The sequence below is a fragment of the Parafannyhessea umbonata genome (assembly GCF_900105025.1).
Taxonomy (GTDB): domain Bacteria; phylum Actinomycetota; class Coriobacteriia; order Coriobacteriales; family Atopobiaceae; genus Parafannyhessea; species Parafannyhessea umbonata.
Window position 1 is genome coordinate 1655023 of record NZ_LT629759.1, and the last position, 25865, is coordinate 1680887.

A 25865-nucleotide genomic window follows, 5' to 3' on the forward strand; every position below is an offset into this window, starting at 1 on the left:
AAGCGGCTTAAACGCGTGCGACACAATACGGACGGTAAGCGGAAAAAATTAAATAATTTAACGAGAAGGACCTGCCGCGCGTGCTTGCGAGGCAGGTCCTAAACAGCAGGTCTATGCAATATCCCAAGCGGGCGCGCCGCGGGCGCCCCCTAGTCGCGCGTCAGCTTGCGGTGCAGGCGGTGCGGCTTGGAGAGGTCGGGTCCCAGGCGCTTCACGCGGTCCTTCTGGTAGTCCTCGAAGTTGCCCTCGAACCAGTGCCACGCGCCGGGGTTCTCGTCCGTTCCCTCCCACGCAAGGATGTGCGTGCAGATGCGGTCCATGAACCAGCGGTCGTGGCTCGTAATCACGCAGCAGCCGGGAAACTCCAAGAGCGCCTCCTCCAGGCTCTCCAGGGTCTCGGTGTCGAGGTCGTTCGTCGGCTCGTCAAGGAGCACCAGGTTTCCGCCCTGGCGCAGGGTCAGGGCCAGGTTCAGCCTGTTCCTCTCGCCGCCGGAAAGCACGCCGGCGCGCTTCTGCTGGTCGGTTCCCTTGAAGCCGAACGCGCTTACGTACGCGCGGCTCGGAATCTCCTGCTTACCCACGGTGATGTAGTCGTTGCCGCCGCTCACGACCTCCCACACCGTCTTCTGCGGGTCGAGCCCCTCGCGGTTCTGGTCCACGTAGGAGAGCTTCACCGTCTCGCCCAACTCGAGCGAGCCGGAGCTCACGGGCTCCTGCCCCACGATCATCTTGAACAGGGTCGACTTGCCCACGCCGTTGGGGCCGATGACGCCCACGATGCCGTTGCGCGGGAGGCTGAAGCTCAGATCGTCTATGAGGACGCGGTCGCCAAAGGCCTTGTGCAGGTGGTTTGCCTCCAGCACCTTGTTGCCCAGGCGCGGACCCACGGGAAGGTGGATGTCGGTGTAGTCGACCTTCTCGGCGCGCGCCGCCGCGGCCTCCATCTCCTCGTACGCGGCGAGGCGGGCCTTGCTCTTCGCCTGGCGGGCCTTCTGCGAGCTGCGCACCCACGCAAGCTCGTCACGCATCTTCTTCGCACGCTTCGCGTTCTGCTTGGACTCCATCTCCAGGCGGGCGGACTTCGTCTCCAGGTACGTGGAGTAGTTGCCCTTGTACGGGTACAGCGTGCCGCGATCGACCTCGCAGATCCACTCCGCCACGTTGTCCAGGAAGTAGCGGTCGTGCGTGACGGCGAGCACGGCGCCCTGGTAGTTCTTGAGGAACTGCTCCAGCCACAGCACGGACTCCGCGTCCAGGTGGTTGGTGGGCTCGTCCAGAAGCAGCAGGTCCGGCGCCTCGAGCAGCAGCTTGCACAGCGCGACGCGACGGCGCTCCCCGCCGGAGAGGTGCTCGACGGACTCGTCGCCGTCGGGGCACTGCAGCGCGTCCATTGCCTGCGAGAGCTGGCTGTCGATGTCCCAGCCGTTCGCGGTGTCGATCTGGTTCTGGAGCTCGCCCATCTCGGCCATGAGCGCGTCGAAGTCCGCGTCGGGGTCGCCCATCTCCTCGCCAATCTGGTTGAAGCGGTTGACCTTGGCGATCACGTCGCCAAACGCCATCTCGATGTTCTGCTTCACGGTCTTGGTATCGTCCAGCGGCGGCTCCTGCAGCAGGATGCCCACGGAGTAGCCGGGCGAGAGGCGCGCCTCGCCGTTGCTGATGTCCTCGATCCCGGCCATGATCTTCAGCAGCGTGGACTTGCCCATGCCGTTGGGGCCCACGACGCCGATCTTGGCGCCGGGGAAGAAGCCCATGGTCACGTCGTCCAGGATGACCTTGCCGTCGAACGCCTTGCGGACCTTCTCCATCTGGTAGATGAACTCTGCCATCTGTCTTGCTCCTATCTGGCGCGAGAGCGCCTGCGGGTTGAGTCCTGCCAGTATCCCATACGCCCCGCGCACAAGAAAGGGGCCGCGCCACGGCTCCGCGACGCGACCACCAATTCTTCTTCCCTGCTCCCCCGTCGCGCACGAGCCGTCGCCGCGGCGAAGGTGGCGCCCACCTTGGCGCGGGCGTTATCCCATGATGAGGCGCAGCACGAGCAGCACGACCATGATGACGAGAAGGACGAGGGCGACGCGCATGAGGTAGCCCTTGGTGCCGAAGCGGCGCATGTTGTCCTGGACGCCGGAGAGGTCCGTCATGTTGTTGGCCACGTCGCCGAGGCCCTCTGCCACGGACTTCGGGTCCTCTTCCTCCTCCATGGGCACGTACCCGATCCGCGGGTTGCCGGTGAAGATGCGCCCACCGCTCGTGACCACGTACTCGGTACCGTCGTCGTCCAGACGCGTGACCTCGCCCATCAGACGCTTGCCCTGCCACACGAAGCTCCTGCCACCAGGCATGCCGACCGCCTTTCCCAGATTGCGCTTTCCCTAGGAATGCTACAGCAATCCGCGGCCGGCGCGCACGGGACGCTCCGACCGCGGATGCGCAAAACCCATGGGAGGGCGGCTACTCGCGACGCCGGGCCTTCTCGCCTATGACGCCGCGCGCCATACCGTACGTGAGGAGGAAGTAGCCTCCGTACAGTACGAGCACGATGGCCATGGTGACGCCGAGGGGACGCAGGAAGTCGAGCACGCCCAGGCTCTTGATGACGCCTCCGAGGACGCCGAGCGCCACGTAGGAGTGCGCGAGCGCCACGACGAGCGGGAACAGGAAGTACGTGGCGATCTGCGCGAGGATGGCGTGGTTGACCATGCTGCGCTCGGCGCCGAGGTCGAAGAGCACCCGATAGCGGGGCGCGCTTTCCGCCACGTCGCTGAGCTGCTGGATGGCGAGGATCGCCGCGCAGCTGACGAACAGGACGAAGCCGATGTAGAGCGCGAGGTAGCCGACGATCGCGGTGAGGCCGACGACCTCCTCCTTTGCCGTGGACTTGGACCCTGCCGCAAACAGCAGGCCCGGCTGGTGCGCCTTCACGACCTCCTTGTAGAGGCGGGCCTCCGCCCGGGAGCCTGCTGTCTTCACGTTGAGGAGGGAGGAGAGGGGCTCGAGCTGGGCGCGCTTGGACTCGAGCGCGGCATCCGGCACGACGATCGTGCCCACGCTGGTGTTGACGGAGTTCTGGTACTCCATCGTGGTGCTGCGTGCGCGCAGGCGCAGGGCGGTGCCGAGGAAGTCGAAGCTCCCGCGCTTGAGGGCGACGCGCTGCCAGAAGCCGACCATGTTGTTCATGTCCGTGGTCACGAGGGCCTCGTTTGCCTTGAGGGTGGCCGGCTTGTCGCCGCGCAGGGCGAGGGTCGCGTTGTACTGCGAGAGCGAGACGACGTAGATGGGGACCTTGTCCAGGCCGTTGGTGTACTTCGCGAAGCTGTCCGGAAGCTCGACCCCGGTGTCTCCGCGCAGCGTCTTGAGGTTCAGGCGCATGCTGGGGTCCTGGTAGAGGTCGATGCGGGCGGAGTCCGCGACGAGGGAGTCCCAGTCTGGGACGGAGGCCTTGAGGAGCGCCTCCTTCCCGCTGCCGCTGACGTCGTCGGCATCGGAAGCATGCGAGGTCTGGGCGGTGGAGTACATGGCGACGCTCACGTCGTAGTGGGTGATGGCGCTCACGCTCTGGTTGATGGAGCTGACGATGGCAAAGCCACCGCACGTTGACGTTATGGCCAGAAACAGCGCGGCGCACACGATGGATATGGAGACCCAGGCGCTGTTGACGCGGCTGGAGAGCTGGCGGAGCGCAAACATGTTGAGGCCGCGCAGGTAGAAGCCACGGGCGGACTGGCCCAGGCGAAGCAGGAAGCCGGAGACGCTGAAGAACAGCAGGAACGTGCCCACGCTGACGAGGGCGGTCGCGAGGTTGAAGCGCCAGTCGATCGCGTACATGCCGTTCACGCGCAGCTCGTGGTACGCGACGCCGATGAGCGCGAGCGAGACGACGAACAGTGCGACGGAGAGCGGCAGGTTGCGGACGAGGCTCTTCTCGCCCTTGCGGTCCGCGTTCATGAGGTCGATGAGCCTGAAGCGCGAGACCTCGAACACGTTGAGGGCACCGACGACGAGGAAGATGATGGCGAAGCTCATGACGGTGTAGGCGCAGGCCTGTCCGCTGAACATGAGGCCGAAGCCCGTGACGTGGGTGTTGAACAGGCGCGCCGTGGCGTAGAGCAGCGCCTGCGACAGCAGGACGCCCACGGCGAGGCCGACGACGAGCGCACCCGCGCCGACGGCGAGCGACTCCATGGCGACGATGCCCGAGACGTGGCGGCGGTCCATGCCGAGCGTGAGGTAGATGGCGAACTCGCGCTTGCGTCGGCGGATGAGGAAGCGGTTGCCGAACAGGACGAGAAACGCGAGGAGCACGGCCACGAAGATGGAGACACCCCTGATGATCGTCCCGAGCTCCTGCACGAGGGTGCGCATGTTGCCCGAAAGCCTGAGCACCGCGCTCTGTTGCGTGACGGAGTTGAACGCGTAGTACACGGCGACGCCGAGCACGAGCGTGAGGAAGTAGATGCCGAAGTCCCTAATGGAGCGACGGACGTTGCCGAGGGCGATCCTAGCGTACATCTGCCGCCTCCCCACCCATGAAGCTCACGACGTCCATGATCTTCTGGAAGAACTGCTGGCGGGACTCGTCGCCACGCGAGAGCTCGTTGAAGATGCGGCCGTCCTTTATGAAGAGCACGCGGCTGGACCAGCTGGCGGCGTACGAGTCGTGCGTGACCATGAGGATGGTGGCGCCCTGGCGGTTGAGGTCTGCGAGGCTACCGAGCAGGAGGCGCGAGTTCTTGGAGTCGAGCGCACCCGTGGGCTCGTCCGCGAGGACGATGGCCGGCCTGGTGACGATGGCGCGGGCGCAGGCGATGCGCTGGCGCTGGCCGCCGGACATCTGGTACGGGTACTTCTTAAGCACGTCCGCCACGTCGAGCATGGCGGCGACCTGCTCCACGCGGCCGGGAATCTCTTTGGGGCTCACGCGGTTGATCGTGAGCGCGAGGGCGATGTTCTCCTCGCCCGTGAGGGTGTCGAGCAGGTTGGAATCCTGGAACACGAAGCCGAGGCGCTCGCGGCGGAAGCGCGAGAGGTCCCTCTGCCTCATGCTTGTGACGTCACGGCCGTCGACCACGATCTGGCCGGCCGTGGGACGGTCGATGGTGGAGATGCAGTTGAGCAGGGTGGACTTGCCGGAGCCGGACGTGCCCATGATCGCGATGAACTCCCCCTTGCGCACGTCGAAGCTCACGCCGTCGAGCGCCTTGGTCATGGCGGTCCCCATGCCGCGGCCCTTCGAACCGTAGTACTTCTGCACGTTGTGTACCTGAAGGACGGTTTCCATGTTCTTCTCCTCTTGCCGGACGCGCCGGCGTTGCGTCTTTGGGCATGACATGCCGTCGGTTTACATGCTCATGGTGCCACCGCGCGCATGGGGCAGCCATAGGCCTGGGTGACGGGAACCTTATGGTCTTGTAAGGTTGGGCAAGGCGAAGGCGCCCGCGCGCCTCGCACCAGACGCGCACGCCCCGGCCCGGGACCCGCCGACAACCCCGGGACCCACCAACAACACGAGAGACCCAAGAGAGGCTGACCCCATGACCCATGCACTTATTGCCATCATCTACCTCGCGTTCGTGAGCCTTGGGCTCCCCGACGGCCTTCTGGGCGCCGCCTGGCCCGCCATGCACGCGGATCTGGGCGCCGCCGTGTCGCTCGCCGGCGCGATATCGGTCGTCATCTGCCTGGGGACCATCGTCTCGAGCCTCATGACCGACACGCTCGTGCGGCGCCTGGGAACGGGCAGGCTCACGGCCGCGTCCGTGGCCCTGACGGCCGTGGCGCTGTTTGGCTTCTCCACGTGCACGGCGCTGTGGCAGCTGGTGCTCTGGGCCATCCCGTACGGCCTGGGCGCGGGCGCCGTGGACGCAGCGCTGAACGCGTTTGTGGCGACGCACTACGCGGCGCGCCACATGAACTGGCTGCACTGCTGCTGGGGCATCGGCGCGGCCGCGGGACCCATGGTCATGTCCTGGCAGATGTCTGGCGCCGCCGGCTGGCCGGGAGGCTATCGCGTGGTGGGCGTGGTGCAGGTGGCGCTCGTGGCGGCGATCGCGCTGAGCCTGCCGCTGTGGCACGACCGCAAGGGCGGCGCGGGCGAGAGGGGCGGGGCGCACGGCGCCGGGCGCGCCACGGCGACGCGCAGGGAGCTGCTCTCGCGGCCCGGCGTGCCCCAGGCGATGGCGGGCTTCCTGTGCTACTGCGCGCTCGAGTCCTCGTGCGGGCTCTGGGCCTCGACGTTCCTCGTGCTTGGGCATGGGGTCTCTGCTCAGACCGCCGCCCTTCTCGCCTCGCTCTTCTATGCGGGGATCACCGTGGGCAGGTTCCTCTCGGGCGTGCTCACCTTGAGGCTCGACGGCAGACAGCTGCTGAGGCTGGGCGAGGTCGTCATGGCGCTGGGAATCGTGACGATGCTCGTGGCGCCGGGGGTCGTGGCCCTGGGCGCGGGACTTGCGCTGCTGGGGCTTGGCTGCGCCCCGATCTACCCGCAGATGATCCAGCTCACGCCCAAGCGCTTTGGGGCGGACGGCGCTCAGTCGCTCATGGGCATGCAGATGGCGTGCGCATACGTGGGATCGATGGCGTTTCCGCCGCTCATGGGTCTGGTGGTGGAGGGGGTGTCCCCGCTTCTGCTGCCGGTCGTCGCCGCGGTGCTGCTTGTGGTGATGACCTGCAGCCTCACGGTGTGCGACCGCCGCGCTACCGGCCCGAGTCCGGAAACTCGATGCTCACGGTAGTGCCGCGGCCAACCTGCGACGCAAGCGTCACGCGAAGCCCCATCTTCTCGCACAGGCTCCGCACCAGATAGAGACCGATGCCGGTCGACTTCGCAAAGCGACGGCCGTTCTGGCCGGTAAACCCCCTGTCAAACACGCGGTCCACGTCCTCGGAGGGAATGCCGACCCCCTCGTCGGCGATGCTCAGCACCGTCACGCGCGCGTCTGCCTCGCTTTGGCGGCGCCTTGCCCCTATGCGAAGCCTCGCGGGCTCCAGCACGCCGTCGGGCCCCACCGGCTTGCGGTACTTTGCGGCGTTCACCAGCACCTGACCCAGCACAAACGTCAGCCACTTTGGGTCGCAGCGCACCTTAAAGTCAAGGTCTCCCAGCTCGGGGGCTATGCGAGCGTCAATCAGCGTCCGGGCGTTCGCCTTCAGGGCGCCGCGCACCAGCTCGTCCAGCGACACGCTGCGGATGGCAAAGTCGCGGTCGACCGAGGTGCTCCGTGCATAATAGAGCGCCTGTTCTGCATAGCCCTCTATGCGCACCAGCTCGCGGTCCATGGCGGCCGTCGCGGCGTCCGGATGGTTCTGGGCCACAAGGCGCGCCGCGGCGATGGGCGTCTTCACCTCGTGGATCCACGTCTCCACGTAGTCGCGGTACTCGCGCTGCGCCAGGCGCTCCGCCTCCACCTCGTCCGTCATCGCCTTCGACTCGCGCGCGAGCGCGTCGTACATCAGCCGCCCCTCCAGGGTGGTCGGCCTTCCCACCAGCTCGCTCGCCAGGTACTTGCTGTCCAGCGCGTCCAGCGCCTCCCGCAACCGGCAGAAGAACTCGCGCCGCCGCAGCCAGTCAAGCAGCAGCCCCGCAAGCACGCACGCGCACACCACGCACGCCACCTCGACAAACACGCGCACGTCCACGCCGCGGGCGAGAAGCGCCAGCCCCGATAGCAGCACCCCCGCCACAAGCCCCACGACTATCGCGAGCCTGTCTACGAGATACGACCAGAAGCCCATGTGCCGTCAGTCCTCCCCACCGCGGCGTCGCGTGACACCGCGCACCCGCGCGCTACAAGACGAGGTAGCCCAGCCCGCGGCGTGTCTGCACAAAGTCGCGCGCCCCTATGGAGGCGAGCGTCTGGCGCAGGTGGCTCACGTTCACGGTCAGCGTGTTGTCGTCCACGAACTCGTCCGTCTGCCACAGCTCCTCCTGGATGCGCTGGCGGCTCACCACCTTGCCGGCGTTGCGCATCAAGAGCGAGAGGATTCTGAGCTCGTTCTTCGTGAGCTCCACGGAGCGTCCGCCGTGCTCGGCCACGCAGCGGTCGCAGTCCAGGCGCACGCCGCCGCGCTCCAGCACGGCAGAGCGGCTGGCGCTCCCATATGCGCGCTCAAGCAGGCGCGCAATGCGCGCAAGCAGCACGGGGGCGTTGTACGGCTTCGCCACGAAGTCGTCGGCGCCAAAGCTCATGCTCAGAAGCTCGTCCATCTGCCCGTCCCGGCTCGTCACCACGATGATGGGCACGTCGGACTCGCGTCGCACCTCGCGGCACACGTACTGGCCGTCCACGCCCGGCAGGTTCAGGTCCAGAAGCACCAGGTCCGCCCCGGCGGCAAGCACCTGCCCCACCACGTCGTCGAACGCCTCGAGGGCGCACGGCTGGTATCCGTTGTTCCCCAGGAGCGCCACGAGCTCCTCCCTCAGCTTTGGGTCGTCCTCGACCACAAGCAGCCTGTCGTGCATCTGCAAGACCGGAGCGCCTCCTCTAAAGCGTCGCCAACGGGTCGAATCAGTGTACCATCATGGGTTGTCGCTAACCTGCACACGGCAGAAGGACGGAAGGCGGGCGCTCTTGAAGAACATACTTGTCATGGCCACGGGAGGCACCATCGCGTCGCTGCCCCACAAGGACGGCCTCGCGCCCGGCCTCACCGGCGAGGAGCTGGTGGAGCGCGTGCCTCTCATCGACAGCCTCTGCCACATCGACGTGGTGCAGCCCATGAACATCGACAGCACCAACATGCGCCCGCGCGACTGGATGCAGATCGCAGACGGCCTCGCCCGGCGCTACGACGACTACGACGGCTTCGTGGTGCTGCACGGAACGGACACCATGGCGTACACGGCGGCAGCGCTCAGCTACCTCTTGCAGGGCGGCTCCAAGCCCATCGTGCTCACGGGCTCGCAGCAGCCCATGGCCGCGCCGTTCACGGACGCGAAGCTCAACCTGTACCAGAGCCTGCTCGTGGCCACGGACGACGCCGCGCGCGACGTGTGCGTCGTGTTCGGCGGCAAGGTCATCGCCGGCACGCGTGCCCACAAGCAGCGCACCATGAGCTACAACGCGTTCGTGAGCATGAACTTCCCCACCCTGGCCTACGTCAGGGGCGACCGCGTGCTCTGGAGCGGCGGGCGCCCGCCAAGGGAGAAGGACCTCCCGTGGCGTCGCTTCCGCGCCATGGACGACCGCGTCATCGTGCTGAGGCTGACCCCGGAGTTCAGGCCGCAGATCTTCTCGCTCCTGAAGGACGACTACGACGCCATCATCCTCGAGACGTTTGGCATCGGCGGCATCCCGGACTACGACGGCAACGCGTTCAGGCGCGCGATCTTCGACTGGGTGGACTCCGGCCGCACGCTCGTGCTGACGACGCAGGTGCCGGAGGAGGGGCTCGACCTGGGCGTGTACGAGGTCGGGCGCGCGTACTCCAACCACCCCGGAATCCTGAAGGGGGCGGACATGTCCACGGAGGCGCTCGTCGCGAAGACCATGTGGGCGCTGGGCCAGTCAAAGGACCCAAACCGCGTGCGCGAGCTGTTCCTGCGTCCCGTGAACCACGACCGCGCCGAGCCGTAGCGCCCACGCGCACCGCTGTCCGCGCATGGCGCCGTCTATATGCAGTTGGTGTCCCATGGCCAATCTTCCCGCCCACGCAGGGAACTTGTGCCATGATGATGAGTCATGCATAAGGAAATGAACACGGTTTGGTGTTCATTTGACGTTAAGGAGTCCAACAATGCCCGAGGCCATCCGCAAGGTCAACGTCATCGGTCACCTGCATCCCGACACAGACAGCATCTGCTCTGCCATCGCGTATGCGTACCTCAAGAACCAGATCAGCGACATCGAGTACGAGCCCCGCCGCGCCGGCGCCATCAACCGCGAGACCGCGTTCGCGCTCAAGACCTTCGGCTTCGAGGAGCCCGAGCTCATCACGAGCGTCGCCCCGCAAATCAAGGACACCCAGATCTCCAAGCAGAGGAGCATCGAGGCGGACACCTCGCTCTTCTCGGCGTGGAACCTCATGCGCGACCTCAAGACCAGCACCCTGTGCATCACGGACGAGAAGAACGACCTCCTTGGCCTGATCGCGGTGAAGGACATCGCGAGCGCGAACATGGACATCTTCGACACCGCCATGCTCTCTACCGCGAAGACGCTCTTCTCCAACGTGCTCGAAACGCTGAAGGGCACCATGGTGCTTGGCGACCCCGCCGACCGCATCTGCCAGGGCAACATCCGCATCGGCACCACGCCCGAGATGATGGAGGGCAACATCGAGAAGGGCGACATCGTCCTGGTGACCAACCGCTACGAGACCCAGCGCTACGCGGTCGAGGCCGGCGCGAGCTGCCTGGTGGTCTGCAACGGCGCGTCCGTGTCCGACGTCGTCATCGAGGCCGCGAAGGCGAACGGCTGCACCGTGCTCACCACCCCGTACGACACGTACTCCGCCGCACGCCTCATCCCCATGGCGACGCCCGTCTCCGCCGAGATGCTGCCCGAGGACAAGGTCCTGCGCTTCTCGGTCAACACGGCCGTGGACGACGCCCTGAAGGTCATGGCCAACTCGCAGCACCGCTTCTTCCCCGTGATGGACGAGGACGGCCGCTACGTGGGCGTCGTGAGCTCGCCTAACATGATCAACGTGAACAAGAAGCACGTGATCCTCGTTGACCACAACGAGCGCAGCCAGGCGGTGAGCGGCCTCGAGCGCGCCGAGATCATGGAGATCATCGACCACCACCGCATCGGCACGATCGAGACGAGCTCCCCCGCGTACTTCCGCAACGAGCCCGTGGGCTGCACCAACACCATCCTCTTCAGCATCTACCAGGAGAAGGGCGTCGAGATCCCCCAGAACATCGCGGGCCTTATGCTGTCCGCCATCCTGTCCGACACGCTGGCGTTCCGCTCCCCCACCTGCACCGACCGCGACAGGTACGCCGGCCGCGAGCTCGCGAAGATCGCGGGCGTGGACATCGACGAGTACGCGGACGCCATGTTCGACGCCGGCGCGGACCTGACGGGCCGCACCGCCGAGGAGGTCTTCAACTCTGACTTCAAGGTCTTCTCGCGCGGGCACGCACGCTTTGGCGTTGGCCAGGGCAGCTTCATGACGGAGTCCAGCCGCAAGGCGGCCGAGGCTCTTGTGGGGCCGTACCTAAAGGAGGCCGCGGCGGCGAACGACATCCCAATGGTGTTCTACATGTTCACGGACGTGAAGTCCCAGACCACCGAGATGCTGTACTGGGGCGCGAACACCGACCAGATCGTGGCGCGCACGTTTGGCGTGACCCCGGTCGACGGCATCGCAACGCTGCCCGGCGTCGTCAGCCGCAAGAAGCAGGTCATCCCGCCCCTGATGACGACGCTCCAGGACATGGACGAGGAAGACGAGTAGCGCCTGCTCGCACGAGCTCGATAGAGGCGCAGCCCTGCAAGAGAGACGCAACGCATCGCATGGCTGCGTAGCTGGCCGGCCGGATTGGTCCCCGTGACCGCTCCGGCCGGCCTTTTTTCGTCCACGCCGCCCGCTAGACTTGTGCAAGACTTGGTAGGGACCGTTCGCAAGGGTCATTTGGGAGGTCTGATGGCGGAACGTGACGAAACGCTCGGTCAGTCGAGCTTCTTCGCACTTGTGTCGAGGATGAAGTACATAGAGCGCTGGGCACTCATGCGCAGCACCCACCCGGAGAACCTCTCGGAGCACTCGCTGGAGGTGGCCGTGATCGCACACGCGCTCGCAACGATCGCAAACGTGCGCTACGGACGCTCGCTCGACGCGGGCAAGGCCGCTCTCGTGGGGCTGTTCCACGACGCGTCAGAGATCATCACCGGCGACATGCCCACCCCCGTGAAGTACGCGAACGGCCAGATCCTGGGCGCGTACAAGGACGTGGAGGCGCGCGCGGAGCGGCGCCTTCTGGACGAGCTTCCGCCGGACCTTGCCCCCGCGTACCGGGAGCTCTTCTTTCCCACGGCAGACGGCGACGACGCGGCGCAGGAGGGCGACGCGTACCTGCGCGGCCTGGTGAAGGCGGCGGACAAGATATCCGCCCTCATAAAGTGCCTGGACGAGGCCCACGTGGGCAACGCGGAGTTCGCGAGCGCCCAGGCCACGACGCAGGCGGCCGTCGACGAGCTGGCCGCGCGCTACCCCGAGGTGAACGACTTCGTGCGGCAGTTCCTGCCTCCGTACGGCAAGACGCTGGACGAGCTGCTGTAGCGCGCCCCGTCAGTGCCGCCAGGCGAGAAGGGCGTCCGCACAGCCCGCGGCCCTATCGTGCGTTTTCGAACACATTTGCCTGTAACTGTCTGTATGTAAACGCAATGTCACTCATGCGTTCAATTTTGACTCTGCTTCAAAAAACAGCACGACCCAGCAGTCGCGAACGGCTAGAATCCCACGCATGGGAAGATAGGGGCGCAACGGCGCGTCCCGCGCAGAGCAGCCGCAGGTGCAGGACGGTGGGCACGTTCTTCTCGCCCTGTCGCGGCCGAGAGGTTGGTGGATTCTCATGCAGAACAAGCTGGCGCACGCGGCGGAGCGCAAGGCGTTCTCCGTCGTGCTCGACAAGGCGATCGACGCGGTCCGCGGCGACCATCCCGAGGAGGCGATCGAGAAGTTCCTGGACATGGGACAGAAGATGCTCTCTGGCACCGCGCCCGACATGGCGAAGTCGCTGCGCGAAGCGTTCTACCCCGGCTCCAAGTGGGAGAACATGGTCATCGACATGGCGCGCAGGATCGACCCGCACATCCTTCACACCGCGCTTCTGAACGGCGCGTACGAGTCCGCGTTCCGCGGCCTGCGCGAGACCACGATCTCTGCCCAGAAGAACCAGTGCAACGTGCCGTGGATCATCATCTTCGACCCCACGAGCGCGTGCAACATGCACTGCGTGGGCTGCTGGGCCGCAGACTACTCCAAGTCGCTCAACCTCACGTTCGACGAGATGGACTCCCTGGTGAAGCAGGCAAACGACCTTGGCTGTCACTGGTTCTTCATGACCGGCGGCGAGCCCATGGTGCGCTGGAAGGACATCGTGAAGCTGGCCGAGAAGCACAACGACTCGCTCTTCAGCCTCTATACCAACGGCACCCTCATCAACCAGCAGGTCTGCAACGATTGCAAGCGCCTGGGCAACGTGCTGTTCTCCGTCTCGCTCGAGGGCTCGAAGGAGGCGAACGACGGCCGCCGCGGCGAGGGCGACTACGACAAGGTCATGGCCGCGTTCGACCTCATGAAGGCCAACGGCATCCCGTTTGGCGTCTCCACGGCGTACACCCGCGCCAACGTCGAGGCCGTCACCTCTGACGAGTACTACGACATGCTCATCGAGAAGGGCGCCCTCTGGGCCTGGTACTTCCACTACATGCCCGTGGGCGAGGGCGCCAACGCCGACCTCATGCCCACGCTTGAGCAGCGCGAGTACATGATCAAGCGCATCCGCGACGTGCGCGCCTACGACGGCGGCAAGCCCATCATGGTGATGGACTTCCAGAACGACGGCGAGTTCGTGGGCGGCTGCATCGCCGGCGGACGCGTGTTCTGCCACATCACGGCCCGTGGCGACGTGGAGCCCTGCGTCTTCATCCACTACTCCAACGCCAACATCAAGGAGCAGAGCCTGCTGGACTGCCTGAAGCAGCCGCTGTTCCAGCAGTACCGCGCCAACTGGCCGTGGAACGACAACATGCTGCGCCCGTGCCCCATGCTCGAGAACCCCGAGGTCCTGCCGAAGATGGTCCACGCCGCGGACGCGAAGTCCACGGAGTACGTCACGCCGGAAAGCGTCGACCACCTGTGCGCCCGCACCGCGGAGTACGCGAAGGCGTGGGCACCCGTGGGCGACAGGATCTGGCTGGAGGAGCACCCCACCGGCAAGAAGGTCTACGAGGACGACATCTCCATGATGCCCGTCGACCAGAAGGGCAAGATGCTCGAGGAGCAGGACGAGAAGGGCTTTGGCGTCACGCTCGACGACTAAGGTCCGCGCGTTCTTCTCGTCCGTGCCCGCAACACATGCAAAACACCTCCCGGCGCCTGCAGACCCTGCGGGCGCCGGGTCCTTTGCGCGCCCCGCCCTGATGGGTTATTCGTATGCGTACCTGCGCCTCCGTGGGCGTGGGCTATGATGGTTCCTCGGCTGCCGGCAGACGGCCCCACACCCTACACATTGCAACGGCCACGCAGTGGCTTGGAGGACAAGGCATGCAGAACACCCGCACGACCGCAACGGACGCACGCAACCAGGAAGGCGCGCCCAGGCTCACCACCGCCGGGCTCATGAGACGCTTCCTGGGCTACTACCAAGGGCAGATGCACCTGTTCGTGGGCGATATCGCATGTGCCGTCGTGGTCGCGGGCATCGACCTCGCGTTCCCGCAGATCCTGCGCACGCTCACGGGCGGGCTGTTCACGCAGGGGGCGGACGCCATCCTGGGCGCGCTGGGGTATCTGGCGGCAGGCCTTCTGGCCATGTACGCCGTGCGCTTTGCGTGCCGCTACTTCGTGGCGTACTGGGGGCACGTGATGGGCGCCCGCATGGAGAGCCGCATGCGCGAGGACCTGTTTGCCGCATACCAGCGCATGAGCTTCTCGTTCTTCGACCGCAACAAGTCCGGAGACCTCATGAGCCGCCTGGTGAGCGACCTGTTTGACATCAGCGAGACCGCCCACCACGGACCGGAGTTCCTGCTCATTGGCGCGGTGGAAATCGTGGGCTCGTTCGTGATCCTTGGGTTTGTGAACGTGCCGCTCACGCTGGTGCTCGCGGCGGTGCTCGTGGTGCTGACCGCGTACAACCTTCGCGCGAACCTGCGCATGAAGGCCATCTTCCGCGAGAACCGCGTGCGCATCTCCGGCGTGAACTCGCGCGTGGAGGACAGCCTCGCCGGCATCCGCGTGGTGAAGGGCTTTGCCGCCGAGGACGTGGAGAAGGACAAGTTCCGCGCCAGCAACGACGCGTACCTGGACTCCAAGGTGCGGATGTACCGCGCCATGGGCACGTACCAGGCCGGCATCGCCGCGCTCATGGGCGCGCTGTACACCGTGATCGTGTGCCTGGGCGGCTGGCTCATCGCGAAGGGCCAGATGCAGCCGCAGGACCTTGCGACGTTTGCTCTGTACATCACGCTCTTCACCACCCCGATCGACAACATCCTGAACTTCACGGAGACGTTCCAGAAGGCCATCGCGGGATTCCGCCGCTTCGAGGAGGTGCTGGTGGCAGAGCCGGACATCAGGGACGCGCCGGGGGCACGGCCGCTTGCCGTCACCCGCGGCGCCATCAGCTACCGGGGCGTGCGCTTCTCGTACGACGAGGGCCCGGAGGTCCTGCACGGGCTCGACCTTGCCGTGGAACCCGGCAGCACGGTGGCGCTCGTGGGCCCGTCCGGCGGCGGCAAGTCGACCATCTGCGCACTTCTCCCCCGCTTCTATGACGTGCAGGCGGGGTCCATCACCATCGACGGGCAGGACGTGCGCGACGTCACCGTGCGCAGCCTGCGGCAGGCCATAGGCATCGTGCAGCAGGACGTGTACCTGTTTGACGGCACGATCGCCGAGAACATCGCGTACGGCCGGCCGGACGCCACCGCGCGCGAGATCCGCGAGGCGGCGCGCAAGGCGAACATCGAGGAGTTCGTGGATTCGCTTCCCGACGGGTTCGAGACCACGGTGGGCGAGCGCGGCGCGCGCCTTTCCGGCGGGCAGAAGCAGCGCATCGCCATCGCGCGCGTGTTCCTGAAGGACCCGCAGGTGCTCATTCTGGACGAGGCGACCTCCGCGCTCGACAACGAGAGCGAGCGGGCCGTGCAGCACTCGCTGGCGCAGCTCTCGCGCGGACGCACGACCATCGTGATCGCGCACAGGCTCTCGACCATCAAGGGCGCGGACGAGATCGTGACCATCGACCACGGTCGCGTGGCCGAGAAGGGCACGCACGACGAGCTGCTGGCACGCGGCGGGACGTATGCCCGCTACTATCGCATGCAGTTTGGCGACGGCCGCACGCAGGACTGACGGGACGGCGGACCGGACGGACGAGCCGCCGTACACAAGACGACAGGAAGACCACCATGCACGCCCTTCACGCAAGGCTACCGAAGAACTTCGTGCTCGAGGAGCGGCTCGAGCGCTACGCAGACTCCATAGAGGCGAGCCCCGCCCGCTACGCGGGGCTTTGGGCCGAGGCCTGCCACCCGCTTGACGCAGTGGCGCCGCACGCGCGCTACGACCGCGTGGTGCTGGACATGGGCTGCGGCAAGGGCGCCTCGACCGTGGAGGCGGCAGAGCGCGAGCCGGGCACGCTGTTTGTGGGCGTGGACCTGGAGCCGATCTGCATTGCGTACGCCGCGCAGCGGGCGCAGGAGGCCGGCGTGGCAAACGCGGTGTTTGCGCCCGGCGTGGCCAGCAAGCTCGAGGAGTACTTCTCGCCCGGCGAGCTGAGCCAGGTGATCTTGAACTTTCCCACGCCGTTCCCGCGCAAGAAGGAGGCCTGGCAGCGCCTGACGCACGCGGACAACCTGGTGCGCTACCGCCGGCTGCTGGCCCCGGGCGGCGTGGTGACGCTGAAGACGGACAGCTCCCCGCTGTGGGAGTTCACGCGCGGGCAGCTGGCGCTTGCGGGCTTCCGCACGCTGTGGGAGTCCGCGGATGCGCGCTCCGAGCGGCCCGATGACCCCGTGAGCTGGTACGAGCGGCGTCTGAGCGCACAGGGCGCGAAGGTACTGGCCATAGAGGCGACGCCGGACCCCGCGCGCGAGCCCAAGCTGGACGCGGACGGCCGCGTGCGCCAGACCATGCCGCTAAGCCTTATAGACTACCTTCCGGACGACCTGGAGCACATGGACTACATTCCCCATGGCATGCAGGGCACCGTCATCAACCTGCGAAACCTTGCGCGCAAGGGGCACTTCGACCGGCATCTGTAGCACGGGGTGCGTCCCGGGCGGGCGCGCTAGCCGCGGGCCAACTCCTCCAGGAACGCGTCCCCGTAGCGCTCGAGCTTCGTGGTGCCGACGCCCGGCACCTGGAGCAGCGCCTCCCGGTCGCGGGGCTTCCGCCGGACCATGGCCCTGAGCGTCGCGTCGCTGAATATCACGTACGGGGGCACGCCCTTCTCGCCCGCAAGGCGCTTGCGCAGGGCGCGCAAGCGCTGGAACAGCTCCTCGTCGCCGTCCGTGGCAACGTAGTCCAGCGCCTCCTCGCGCGCGGCGGCGCGGCGGCGGGAGCGGGGACGGGCGTCGCCTGCGGCGTCGAGCTCGTCGTCAAAGGCGGCGTGGCCGAACGCGTGCGACGCCCGGGCGGGCGCGAGGTAGCGCTCCGGCGTGGCGCCGGTGCAGACGGAGCACGAGCCGCAGTTGTCCGGCAGCGCGGACACGTCCTGCCCAAAGTACGCGAGGATGCGCCGGCGCAGGCACGTGGCGCTCTGGGCGTAGTCGACCATGTGGTTGAGAAGGGCACGGCGCGAGCGCTCGAGGCGCTGGCGCTCCGCGGCGGGCGTGGACTCCGGAAGGTCGTCGCGGTCGATGAGGAAGCGGCACGTGCGGATGTCGCCGCGGCTCCACAGCAGGTAGCACTCCGCGGGCTCGCCGTCGCGGCCGGCCCGGCCGGCCTCCTGGTAGTACTCCTCCAGCGAGAGCGGCAGCCCGCAGTTCACGACGAAGCGCACGTTGGACTTGTCGATCCCCATGCCAAACGCGTTCGTGGCGACCATCACGCGCGCGTCGTCCATCACGAAGCGGCGCTGGGCCTCCTCGCGGGCGTCCGCCTCGTAGCCGGCGTGGTAGGACACGGCGGCCACGCCGGCGTCTCGCAGCGCCTGGGCAAGCTCGTCCACCCTCTTGCGCGTGGTGGCGTACACGATGCCGGACTCGTCGGGGTGCGCGGCGGCGTAGGCGCACACCCAACGCGTGCGCTCCCTTGGCTTGAGCTCGAAGCTCGCGAAGCTGAGGTTGGGCCGGTCGAAGCCGGTGACCGTGACCTGCGGGTCCTTAAGCCCGATGAGCGAGACCACGTCGCGCCGCACGCGCTCGGTCGCCGTTGCGGTGAGCGCCACGACGGGCGGGCGCACGGGCAGGCTCGCAACGAAGTCCGCGATGCCGGTGTACGCGGGACGGAAGTCCTGTCCCCACTGGCTAACGCAGTGGGCCTCGTCCACGGCAAGGAGCGGTACGCGGGCCTGCGCGGCGAACGCGCGAAACGCCGGGTCTGCCAGGCGCTCCGGCGCGACGTACATGAGGTCGTACCAGCCGTCGAGCGCGCGGGCCATCACTACGGCCTGCTGGCGCGGCGTGAGGCTGGAGTTGAGGTAGCTGCCGCGGATGCCCGCCTCGCGCAGGCCGCGGACCTGGTCGCCCATGAGCGAGATGAGCGGGGACACCACGATGGTGAGCCCACGCATGAGCGCGGCCGGCACCTGGTAGCAGACGCTCTTGCCCGCGCCTGTGGGCATGACGGCAAGCGCGTCCCTCCCCGCGAGCACGGCGCGGATGACCTCGACCTGCCCCGGCCTGAAGCTGGCGTAGCCAAAGTGGCGCGCGAGCGCCGCCTCTGCGTCCGCCATGGTGGGCGCGTCGAACTTAAGAGGCGGGTCCTGCCGTGACGCCATGCGCTTCTCCCCTGACCGCTTGCGGAATTTGCCGACACACCACGTTAGCACGGCAGACGCGCAAAAGCATTCGCAATGCGCAGCTAGACGCACGCGCGCTGGCGCGCTGTCCGCCGGATGCGCCGACTGCCGCCGCGGCGCGTGGGGTAGACTAGAGAGCATGTATCGAAGATTGGAGCCCGCATGAAGAAGACCACCAAGACCATACTCTCCGTCACCGGGGCCATCGCGGGTGCCGCGGCCGCAGCGGGCGGCTTTGAGCTGTGGTCCCGCTCGAAGTTTGGGCGCTCGGGCGTCGCGACCGCGATGGAGGGCGCGCTGCGCGCCACGGGCTTTCGCAACGTCGTGCTTGGCCAGGACCTGGGACGCTACGACGACTTCATCGAGAAGAGCCGTGTTGCCAACGAGCAGGAGTACCACATTCCGTCGTGGCTTCGCCTGAGGTCGCTGGTGTTTGACGAGACGTCCCACGGCATGAAGGTCTACCACGTGGGGACGACCGGCAAGAACGAGCATGCCGTCCTGTACCTGCACGGCGGCGGATACGTGAGCCAGATCACGCCCGCGCACTGGCGCTTTGTGGACAAGCTGTGCCAGGAGACGGGCGCGGAGATCGTGGTGCCGATCTACCCCTTGGCGCCGGAGCACGACTACGACGAGTCTTACACCCAGCTCACCACCGTGTACGAGAACCTGTGCAAGCGCTACGGCGCGGACGCCATCACGCTTATGGGCGACTCCGCCGGCGGCGGCCTTGCACTTGGCCTGGCGGAGAGCCTGCCGCAGTACAACCTGGAGCAGCCGGCGAACCTGGTGCTCATAAGCCCGGAGCTTGACCTGTCGATGCGCAACCCCAAGATCCGCGACTACTTTGACGCGGACCCGGTGCTTGCGCCGTGGGGCATGGCCCAGATGGGCGACCTGTGGGCCGACGGGGACGAGATAGAGAACTTCCGCCTGAGCCCCATTAACGGCGACGTGAGCGCCCTGCGCAACGTGCTTCTGCTTGCCGGCACGCGGGAGATCTACTATCCCGACTGCGCGAGGCTTGCCCAGAAGCTGATCACCGCGGGCGTGAGGTCCGACATGGTGATTGGCGAGGGCATGAACCACGACTGGCCGCTGCTGCCCATCCCGGAGGCACGCAAGGCCCGCAGGCGCATCGCGGAGTGCGTCCTGCGCAAGGTGAACTAGGCACCGGGGCCGGCACGCGACGTGTCGGCCCGCACAATGCCGCACTCGGCCGTCGCCTGCACGGGCGGCGCGGTTTCGTGCGGCACGGGGTGGCACGCATGCCGCCGCGGTCGCACGCCGGCCGCAGACGCCCCAATGCGGCACACCCGGCACAAACGCACCACCGCACCGTTCAAACACACCAACCGCGCCGGGACCCGCTCCCCCGCGAAAACCATAGGAAGGCCCGCTATCATGTCCAGAATCACCGCAGGCAACCGCCTGTACCTGTACCGCCTCTTCAAGAACCAGGTAGGAACCGGAAAGCAGGAGCGCATACAGCGCTTCGAGGAGGTGCTGGCGGCAGACGACATAGCCCCGGACGACCTTGACTGCAAGGACGTGACGGAGCTTTTGGGCGCCCTGGACGGCATGGTGAAGCTGACCGTGTTCAAGAAGGGGCGCACGTACGCGACGCTCTTGGCGAACCCAGAGCTGGACGCCGCCCTCGCCGCGGCCGAGGCGCCCTCCGCGCAGAAGAAGGCCGTGCAGAGCGGCAAGTCGTGGAAGCGCAAGAAGTCGGCCAAGGTGGCAAAGCCCGCAAAGCCACGCCACAAGAAGCAAAAACCGGCGCCAAAGGCAGCGCCGGAACCTGTGGCGAAGACCGACTCGCGGCCAACGGAGGAGCTGGCAATGCCCGCGGGCGAGAAGGACGAGGCGCCGCAGCCGCAGCACGCAGCCGCTGCCGAGCCCAAAGCCGACGCGTCGGTCACCGCCACCGAGGTCGAGGCCCCGACGGAGACGACATCCGAGTCCACCCCACAGGAACACGAGGGCATCAAGCTCACGATCACGTACGATCCCACGACCGATCAAGGCGCGGCCTCTCCGGCGCCGCAGACGCAGCCCGCGCCAGCCCCCAAGCCGGAAGCCGCGGCGCAGGCGGAGCCCGCGCCGGAGCCCGCGCCCGTCGCGACGCCGCAGCCCGCGCCCACCACGCAGCCCGCCGCGGGTAAGAAGGACCCGGACGCCACGGCAAAGGCCGCTCCAGAGCCCAAGGCGGCGCCCGTGGTCGAGGACGCCCCGTCCATCTCGCTCACCATCACCTACGACCCGACGCAGGACGAGGAGCCCGCGCCCGAGGGGTCGCTGCCCGCGGAGGGAAGTTTCTCGTTCGAGGAGCAGCGCCCCGCCGTGCCCGCGCGCCCCGCGCCTCAGCAGCAGGGCGACGCGGTACAGCCGGAGGGCCCCGCCCTCAGCTCCCAGTCCGACCTGCCGCAGACCATATCGCTCGACGTGCACTGCAAGGACGAGTTCCTGCGTGCGCTGTACCAGATGCTGCCGCTGGACGTGGACGTCATGGGCGTGCTTGACGAGGACTGGAGCGTCGCGCGCTCGACGGCGCTTCTGACCGGCACGCGCAGCCGCGTGACCTTCCCCCTGCGCTACCTGCACGAGGACGACGGCACGCCCGTCACCATCACGCTGAAGCGCTCTGCCAAGGCCAGCGCCGGCAAGCGCTGGAGCATCAGCTGCATCGACGGGGACGACGGCACGGGTGCCATGCACGAGCCCGTGGGGATCGAGGGCCTGCCCACGGTGGACGAAGGCGCGTGGAGCGAGCTTTCCGGCCCGTCGCGCGGCACCGCCGCCACGAGCCCCATCCGCGAGCTCGCGCGCTTCGCGATGGTGGGCTCGTGGGAGTCCTACCTCGGCGCGCTCGCGACCATGGCGGCGCCGGAGCACTGGGACTACCCCGGCGAGGGCGTCGGCAAGCCCAGCCGCTACGGCATCCTGCGCGAGTACCTGTGCGTCACGTTCCACCGCGCCCAGTCTCAGGGTCTTGTGGCGCAGGCGGCCGACGGCTCGCTCGCCGCGTTCGACACGGGGCTCTTCACCCCGTTCGGCCAGGACATCTACGCGTGCTTCACGCCCAACAAGGGCGACATCCGCTGGAAGTCCGCCGGCTTCTGCGTCGCGGGCTCCGGCGAGCTGGGCGGCGAGCTCGTGGCAAGGCTCGACCCCCTGCCCCAGCCCGTCAGCTACCTGCACGCCCTGGGCGACGTGACGCCCGACACCAGCCGCCTGGCCGTGCTGGACACGGACGCCATCCTCACGCACCGTCTGGGCGTGCTGCCCCGCGCGTTTCTGGAGGACGAGCTTCAGGCGTCGCCCACGGCGCGTGACCTGCTGGACAAGGCCGTCGCGGCAGACGGCGCCCCCGCGGGCGAGAAGGACCTCGCCTTGCTTGCGCGCGCCATCAAGTCCGACCCCGGTCTGTATCGCAGGCTCGGCCGCGCACTGGACGAGGCGCTCGCCCTCACGCTGTGCCGCGTCCGCGCGAGCTACCGTATCGCGGCGCCCGCGTACGATCCCACAACGGACTCCATCAGGCTGCTGTTGCCGCTGTGCCTGGTAAGCGACTCGCAGGCGGATTGCGCGCTCGTGCTTGCGCCGCAGCCCTCCGGCAACTACCAGGGCACGACCATCATGAGCCTTGACCGCGCCCGCGTGTGCGCCCGCGTCATCAGCGCGCAGCAGCCGGCATGGCTCAGCCGCACCACCGTGCAGCAGTAGAGCGCGGCGTCAGACAAGGCGTATGCCAAGAGAGAGGGCTACTCGAGCGTGGCCCTCTCTCTTTTTTACTTTGACATTTTATTGTTCAGAAGAGAGGCCACTCCACAGGAGCGGCCATATGAAAAGCCCCGGGGCCGACGCGTGAACTGCCTCCCATTTCTTGGACAGGGAAATAGAAGTCCGAGAGATGGGAGGCTTTCCATGTCCGTCGACCTGAGATTGAGGCACGACCGGTCGCTGCGCGAGCGCGCAGCCGAGATGTTCGAGAGGGGCCTCGGCTACGGGTCCGTCGCAAGGGGGCTTGGCGTGCCCGCCGAGGCTGTGAGAAACTGGCAGAAGACGTACCGCGCGACCGGGAGGGACGGCCTGCTGAAAATGGGCGAGAAGCACGCGAGATACGACTTCGAGACCAAGGTCGCCGCAGCCAGGGCCGTGGTCGACGACGGGATGGCCAAGCCCGAGGCGATGGAGCGCTTCGGCATCGCGAGCGCGACGCCGCTGAAGCAGTGGTGCAGGCTGTACCGCGGGGGCGGGGCCGAGGCCCTGAGGCCCAAGCCGAAGGGCAGGCCGAGGGGGTCGGGCGCGAAGGCCGCGCCGATGACCCGCGAGCAGGAGCTCGAGCGCGAGGTCAGGAGGCTCGAGGCGCAGGTGGCGTACCTAAAAAAATCGATAGCCCTGAAGGCGGAGCTGCGCTCCCGAACCGGGAGAAGGCCCTAGCGGTCGCCGAGCTTTCAGGGCGGCACGACCTCTCCGACCTCCTCGAGGCCGCCGGCCTCCCCAGGTCGAGCTACTACTACGCCGTCTCGCACCCCAAGGCCCCCACCAGGCCGGAGCTGCGCGCCAGGGTGACGGAGATCTTCGGCAGGCTCCCCAACGGCGTCGGCCACAGGCAGGTGGCGATGGAGCTGCGCGCCGTCGACGGCGCGCGGATAGCGGACAAGACCGTGCTCAAGATGATGAACGAGATGGGCCTCAGGTGCGGCATCCGCCGGGAGACCGACCACCACAGGTACAGCTCCTACAGGGGGAAGGTCGGCGAGACCTTCGAGAACGTGCTCGGCCGCGACTTCGCCGCCGACGGCCCCTGGCAGAAGATGGGCACCGACGTCACCGAGTTCAAGTGCGGGTTCGGCAAGGCCTACCTCGCGCCCGTGTACGACTTCGGCAGCAAGGAGATCGTGGCCTGGTCGGTCTCGGAGCATCCGGACCTCGCTCAGCAGGAGGAGATGCTCTCAATGCTCGTGGCGGCGAAGCCGGAGGGCGCGGCGCCGGTCCTGCACTCCGACATGGGCTGGCAGTACCAGCACGTGTCCTACGTCGCGAAGCTCAGGGAGAACGGCTTCGTGCAGAGCATGTCGCGCAAGGGCAACTGCATCGACAACGGCGCCACCGAGCAGGTCTTCGGCCACCTGAAGGACGAGTTCTACAGGGGCAGGGACTGGGAGACGTTCGAGGAGTTCAAGCGCGACCTCGAGGCGTACATCCACCATTGGAACCATGCGAGGCGCCAGGCCAAGCTGAAGGGCCTGACCCCGATCGAGTTCCGGGACCAGGCCCTCCGGGGGGCCGCCTAGCGGTTATGATTTATCGCGTCCAAGTTTTGGGGCGCAGTTCACGCGTCTACTCCGAGCAGATCGCGATCGACGCGCTCGCGCCAATGCGGTCCGCACCAGCCGCGATCATGGCGAGGGCCTCCTCGCGCGTGTGGATGCCACCCGCGGCCTTGATCTTCAGGCGGTCGCCCACCGTGCGCTTCATGAGCTCCACGTCGTGCACGGTGGCGCCGCCGGTGCTGAAGCCCGTCGAGGTCTTCACGAACGCGGCCCCCGCGGCCTCGGCGCACTTGCACGCACGCACGATCTGGTCGTCGTCCAGCAGGCAGCACTCCAGGATTACCTTCACGGGGTGCCCCTGCGCCGCCTCGACCACCGCGGCGATGTCCTTGGTGCAGTAGTCGTCGTCGCCGCTCAGCAGCTTGCCCACGTTCAAGACCATGTCAATCTCCGTGGTGCCGTCCTCCACGGCCTGCCTGGCCTCCGCCACCTTTCCGGCGGTGCTGCATGCGCCTAGTGGGAAGCTGATGCACGTGGTGATGCCCACGCCAGTGCCCTTCAGCCGCTCCGCCGCAAACGCCGTCCACGTGCCGTTGATGGACACAGTCTTGAAGTGGTACTCGCGTGCCTCGTCGCACAGCTTCGCCAGCTGCTCCTGCGTGGCGTTCTGCTTAAGCAGCGTGTGGTCCATGTACTGATTGAGCTCCATCTTGCGCTTCCCTTCCGTCTCACCCACTCATGTGAGTAAACGTTTACTCACTGTTGTCGCCTGCAAGGGTAAACGTTTACTCTTCCCGTGTCAACGTCCTCGGCCCAAAGGCCACGCGATTCTCGCCAGTATGCGCCTCTAGCCAGCATGCGCCTCAGACCCGAAGGCTCGCAGGCCGGCGCTACGCCACGTTCTGCCCACGCATGGTGGACTCGCGGCGCACCAGACACACGGGCACAAGCTCGTGGCGGCCCTGCTCAAGCTCCCCCGCCACCATCTGCAGCATGATCTGCGCGGCCAGGCTGCCTATGCGCTCCGGGTCCTGCGCGATGGTCGTCAGCGGCGGGCGGCCAAACCGCGCGAGTAGGATGTCGTCGTGGCCCACCACGGCAACGTCCTGCGGCACGCGCACGCCGCGCTCGCGCAGCGCCTCCAGCGCACCCATGGCCAGCCGGTCGGTCTGGGCAAACACGCCGTCGAAGTCGAGCCCCGCATCCAGCGCCGCCGTCACGGCGTCGTGGCCAGAGGGAAAGTCAGTCGCGGGCGGATGAATCACGCGCTTCTCATCCAGGGACACGCCCAGGCGCGCAAGCTCCTGCGCAAAGCTGCGCGTGCGCACCTCCGTCACGGGAAAGCCGGCCGTCGCCGTCAGCACCATCGGGCGCGTACACCCGCAGCGCGCGAGCTCCTGCGCGGCAAGCCGCCCACTTGCCACGTTATCGCTCATCACGGAGCTGACGTTGGGGCCAAGGCCGCCCTCGGGCACCTCTCGGTCGATGTAGAGCGTCGGCACGTCGCGACGCACGGCCACGCGCACGTCCTCCAGGCTGTTTGCGCTCACGATGCCCGAAACGCGCTGCGCCGCGAGCGACGCGTGGCACTGGCGCTCCATGTCCGGGTCGTGGTTGGTGTTATAGATCACGATGGAGAGCCCCGCCGCAAACAGCCCCGCCTGCAGCGTCACGATCATGCGCGAGAAAAACTCGTTGCTGATATTGGGCACGATCACGCCCACGGCTTCCGCGCGCTGCTGGCGCAGGCCGCGCGCCAGCTGGTTGGGCTGGTAGTGCAGGCGCTCGATCGCGTCGCGCACGCGGGCCTCCGTCTGGGCAGAGAACCGGCCGTTGTGGTTGATCACGCGCGACACCGTCGCGACGGAGACGCCCGCCGCACGGGCCACCTCCCTCACCGTCACGCGCGTATCAGTCATGCATCCTCCCCTCCCGCGCGGCAC

20 protein-coding genes are annotated in these 25865 nt (G+C 67.3%); 11 read left to right on the forward strand and 9 right to left on the reverse strand.

Annotated features, from left to right (window positions below; all coding sequences use genetic code 11):
- Positions 1-149 precede the first annotated feature (149 nt).
- The 4 genes from ettA to BLT96_RS07510 all read right to left on the reverse strand — a co-directional run bounded on the left by ettA (position 150) and on the right by BLT96_RS07510 (position 5281).
- Positions 150-1829: an energy-dependent translational throttle protein EttA gene (gene ettA / locus BLT96_RS07495; protein WP_090863168.1), complete on the reverse strand. Its 1680-nt coding sequence runs from the start codon at positions 1827-1829 to the stop codon at positions 150-152.
- A 186-nt stretch (positions 1830-2015) separates the two neighbouring features.
- Positions 2016-2345, reverse strand: coding sequence for a hypothetical protein (locus tag BLT96_RS07500; protein WP_090846398.1), 330 nt, complete (start codon positions 2343-2345; stop codon positions 2016-2018).
- Between the two features lie 109 nt (positions 2346-2454).
- Entirely contained in the window at positions 2455-4512 is a 2058-nt protein-coding gene (locus BLT96_RS07505; RefSeq protein WP_090863171.1) for an FtsX-like permease family protein, read from the reverse strand.
- Positions 4502-5281, reverse strand: a complete 780-nt coding sequence (locus BLT96_RS07510; protein WP_090863174.1) for an ABC transporter ATP-binding protein — start codon at positions 5279-5281, stop codon at positions 4502-4504. Before BLT96_RS07510 ends, BLT96_RS07505 begins: the two co-directional genes overlap by 11 nt.
- A gap of 253 nt (positions 5282-5534) precedes the next feature.
- Here BLT96_RS07510 and BLT96_RS07515 point away from each other — a divergent pair, with 253 nt between their 5' ends.
- Complete coding sequence (locus BLT96_RS07515; RefSeq protein ID WP_090863177.1) at positions 5535-6734, forward strand: MFS transporter; 1200 nt, start codon at positions 5535-5537, stop codon at positions 6732-6734.
- On the opposite strand, the gene BLT96_RS07520 is transcribed toward BLT96_RS07515, so the two are convergent.
- Both BLT96_RS07520 and BLT96_RS07525 read right to left on the reverse strand, forming a co-directional pair.
- On the reverse strand, positions 6697-7734 hold the full coding sequence (locus tag BLT96_RS07520) for a sensor histidine kinase (protein WP_090863180.1): 1038 nt from the start codon (positions 7732-7734) through the stop codon (positions 6697-6699). The two genes, BLT96_RS07515 and BLT96_RS07520, sit on opposite strands and share 38 nt — an antisense overlap.
- Positions 7735-7786: 52 nt before the next feature.
- A complete protein-coding gene (locus tag BLT96_RS07525) occupies positions 7787-8461 on the reverse strand; it encodes a response regulator transcription factor (RefSeq protein WP_090863183.1) in 675 nt (224 codons plus the stop codon).
- 109 nt (positions 8462-8570) lie between these two features.
- Here BLT96_RS07525 and BLT96_RS07530 point away from each other — a divergent pair, with 109 nt between their 5' ends.
- The 6 genes from BLT96_RS07530 (at position 8571) to trmB (ending at position 16940) form a co-directional block, all read left to right on the forward strand.
- On the forward strand, positions 8571-9575 hold the full coding sequence (locus BLT96_RS07530) for an asparaginase (RefSeq protein WP_090863186.1): 1005 nt from the start codon (positions 8571-8573) through the stop codon (positions 9573-9575).
- A 160-nt stretch (positions 9576-9735) separates the two neighbouring features.
- Positions 9736-11403: a putative manganese-dependent inorganic diphosphatase gene (locus BLT96_RS07535; RefSeq protein WP_090863189.1), complete on the forward strand. Its 1668-nt coding sequence runs from the start codon at positions 9736-9738 to the stop codon at positions 11401-11403.
- 189 nt (positions 11404-11592) lie between these two features.
- Entirely contained in the window at positions 11593-12228 is a 636-nt protein-coding gene (yfbR, locus tag BLT96_RS07540; protein WP_090863191.1) for a 5'-deoxynucleotidase, read from the forward strand.
- A gap of 292 nt (positions 12229-12520) precedes the next feature.
- A complete protein-coding gene (locus tag BLT96_RS07545; RefSeq protein ID WP_090863194.1) occupies positions 12521-13993 on the forward strand; it encodes a radical SAM/SPASM domain-containing protein in 1473 nt (490 codons plus the stop codon).
- 224 nt (positions 13994-14217) lie between these two features.
- Positions 14218-16029 (forward strand): ABC transporter ATP-binding protein, encoded by a 1812-nt coding sequence (locus tag BLT96_RS07550; RefSeq protein ID WP_090863198.1) that lies wholly within the window; start codon positions 14218-14220, stop codon positions 16027-16029.
- 56 nt (positions 16030-16085) lie between these two features.
- The gene (trmB, locus tag BLT96_RS07555) at positions 16086-16940 is read left to right on the forward strand and encodes a tRNA (guanine(46)-N(7))-methyltransferase TrmB (RefSeq protein WP_090863200.1); all 855 of its coding nucleotides are present in this window, start codon (positions 16086-16088) and stop codon (positions 16938-16940) included.
- Positions 16941-16966: 26 nt separating this feature from the next.
- On the opposite strand, the gene BLT96_RS07560 is transcribed toward trmB, so the two are convergent.
- Positions 16967-18619 (reverse strand): RecQ family ATP-dependent DNA helicase, encoded by a 1653-nt coding sequence (locus tag BLT96_RS07560; protein WP_245719251.1) that lies wholly within the window; start codon positions 18617-18619, stop codon positions 16967-16969.
- Between the two features lie 183 nt (positions 18620-18802).
- On the opposite strand from BLT96_RS07560, the gene BLT96_RS07565 reads away from it, so the two are divergent.
- From BLT96_RS07565 to BLT96_RS07580, 4 genes are all read left to right on the forward strand, one after another.
- Entirely contained in the window at positions 18803-19813 is a 1011-nt protein-coding gene (locus BLT96_RS07565) for an alpha/beta hydrolase fold domain-containing protein (RefSeq protein ID WP_090846422.1), read from the forward strand.
- A gap of 234 nt (positions 19814-20047) precedes the next feature.
- Positions 20048-22369, forward strand: coding sequence for a DUF3825 domain-containing protein (locus tag BLT96_RS07570; protein ID WP_157692195.1), 2322 nt, complete (start codon positions 20048-20050; stop codon positions 22367-22369).
- A 201-nt stretch (positions 22370-22570) separates the two neighbouring features.
- On the forward strand, positions 22571-23086 hold the full coding sequence (locus BLT96_RS10815; protein WP_090861460.1) for a helix-turn-helix domain-containing protein: 516 nt from the start codon (positions 22571-22573) through the stop codon (positions 23084-23086).
- Complete coding sequence (locus tag BLT96_RS07580) at positions 23035-23943, forward strand: IS3 family transposase (protein WP_090864125.1); 909 nt, start codon at positions 23035-23037, stop codon at positions 23941-23943. Before BLT96_RS10815 ends, BLT96_RS07580 begins: the two co-directional genes overlap by 52 nt.
- A 46-nt stretch (positions 23944-23989) precedes the next feature.
- On the opposite strand, the gene deoC is transcribed toward BLT96_RS07580, so the two are convergent.
- Together deoC and BLT96_RS07590 are read right to left on the reverse strand one after the other, a co-directional pair.
- A complete protein-coding gene (gene deoC / locus BLT96_RS07585; RefSeq protein WP_090863208.1) occupies positions 23990-24631 on the reverse strand; it encodes a deoxyribose-phosphate aldolase in 642 nt (213 codons plus the stop codon).
- Between the two features lie 181 nt (positions 24632-24812).
- Positions 24813-25841: a LacI family DNA-binding transcriptional regulator gene (locus BLT96_RS07590; RefSeq protein ID WP_090863211.1), complete on the reverse strand. Its 1029-nt coding sequence runs from the start codon at positions 25839-25841 to the stop codon at positions 24813-24815.
- Positions 25842-25865 lie beyond the last annotated feature (24 nt).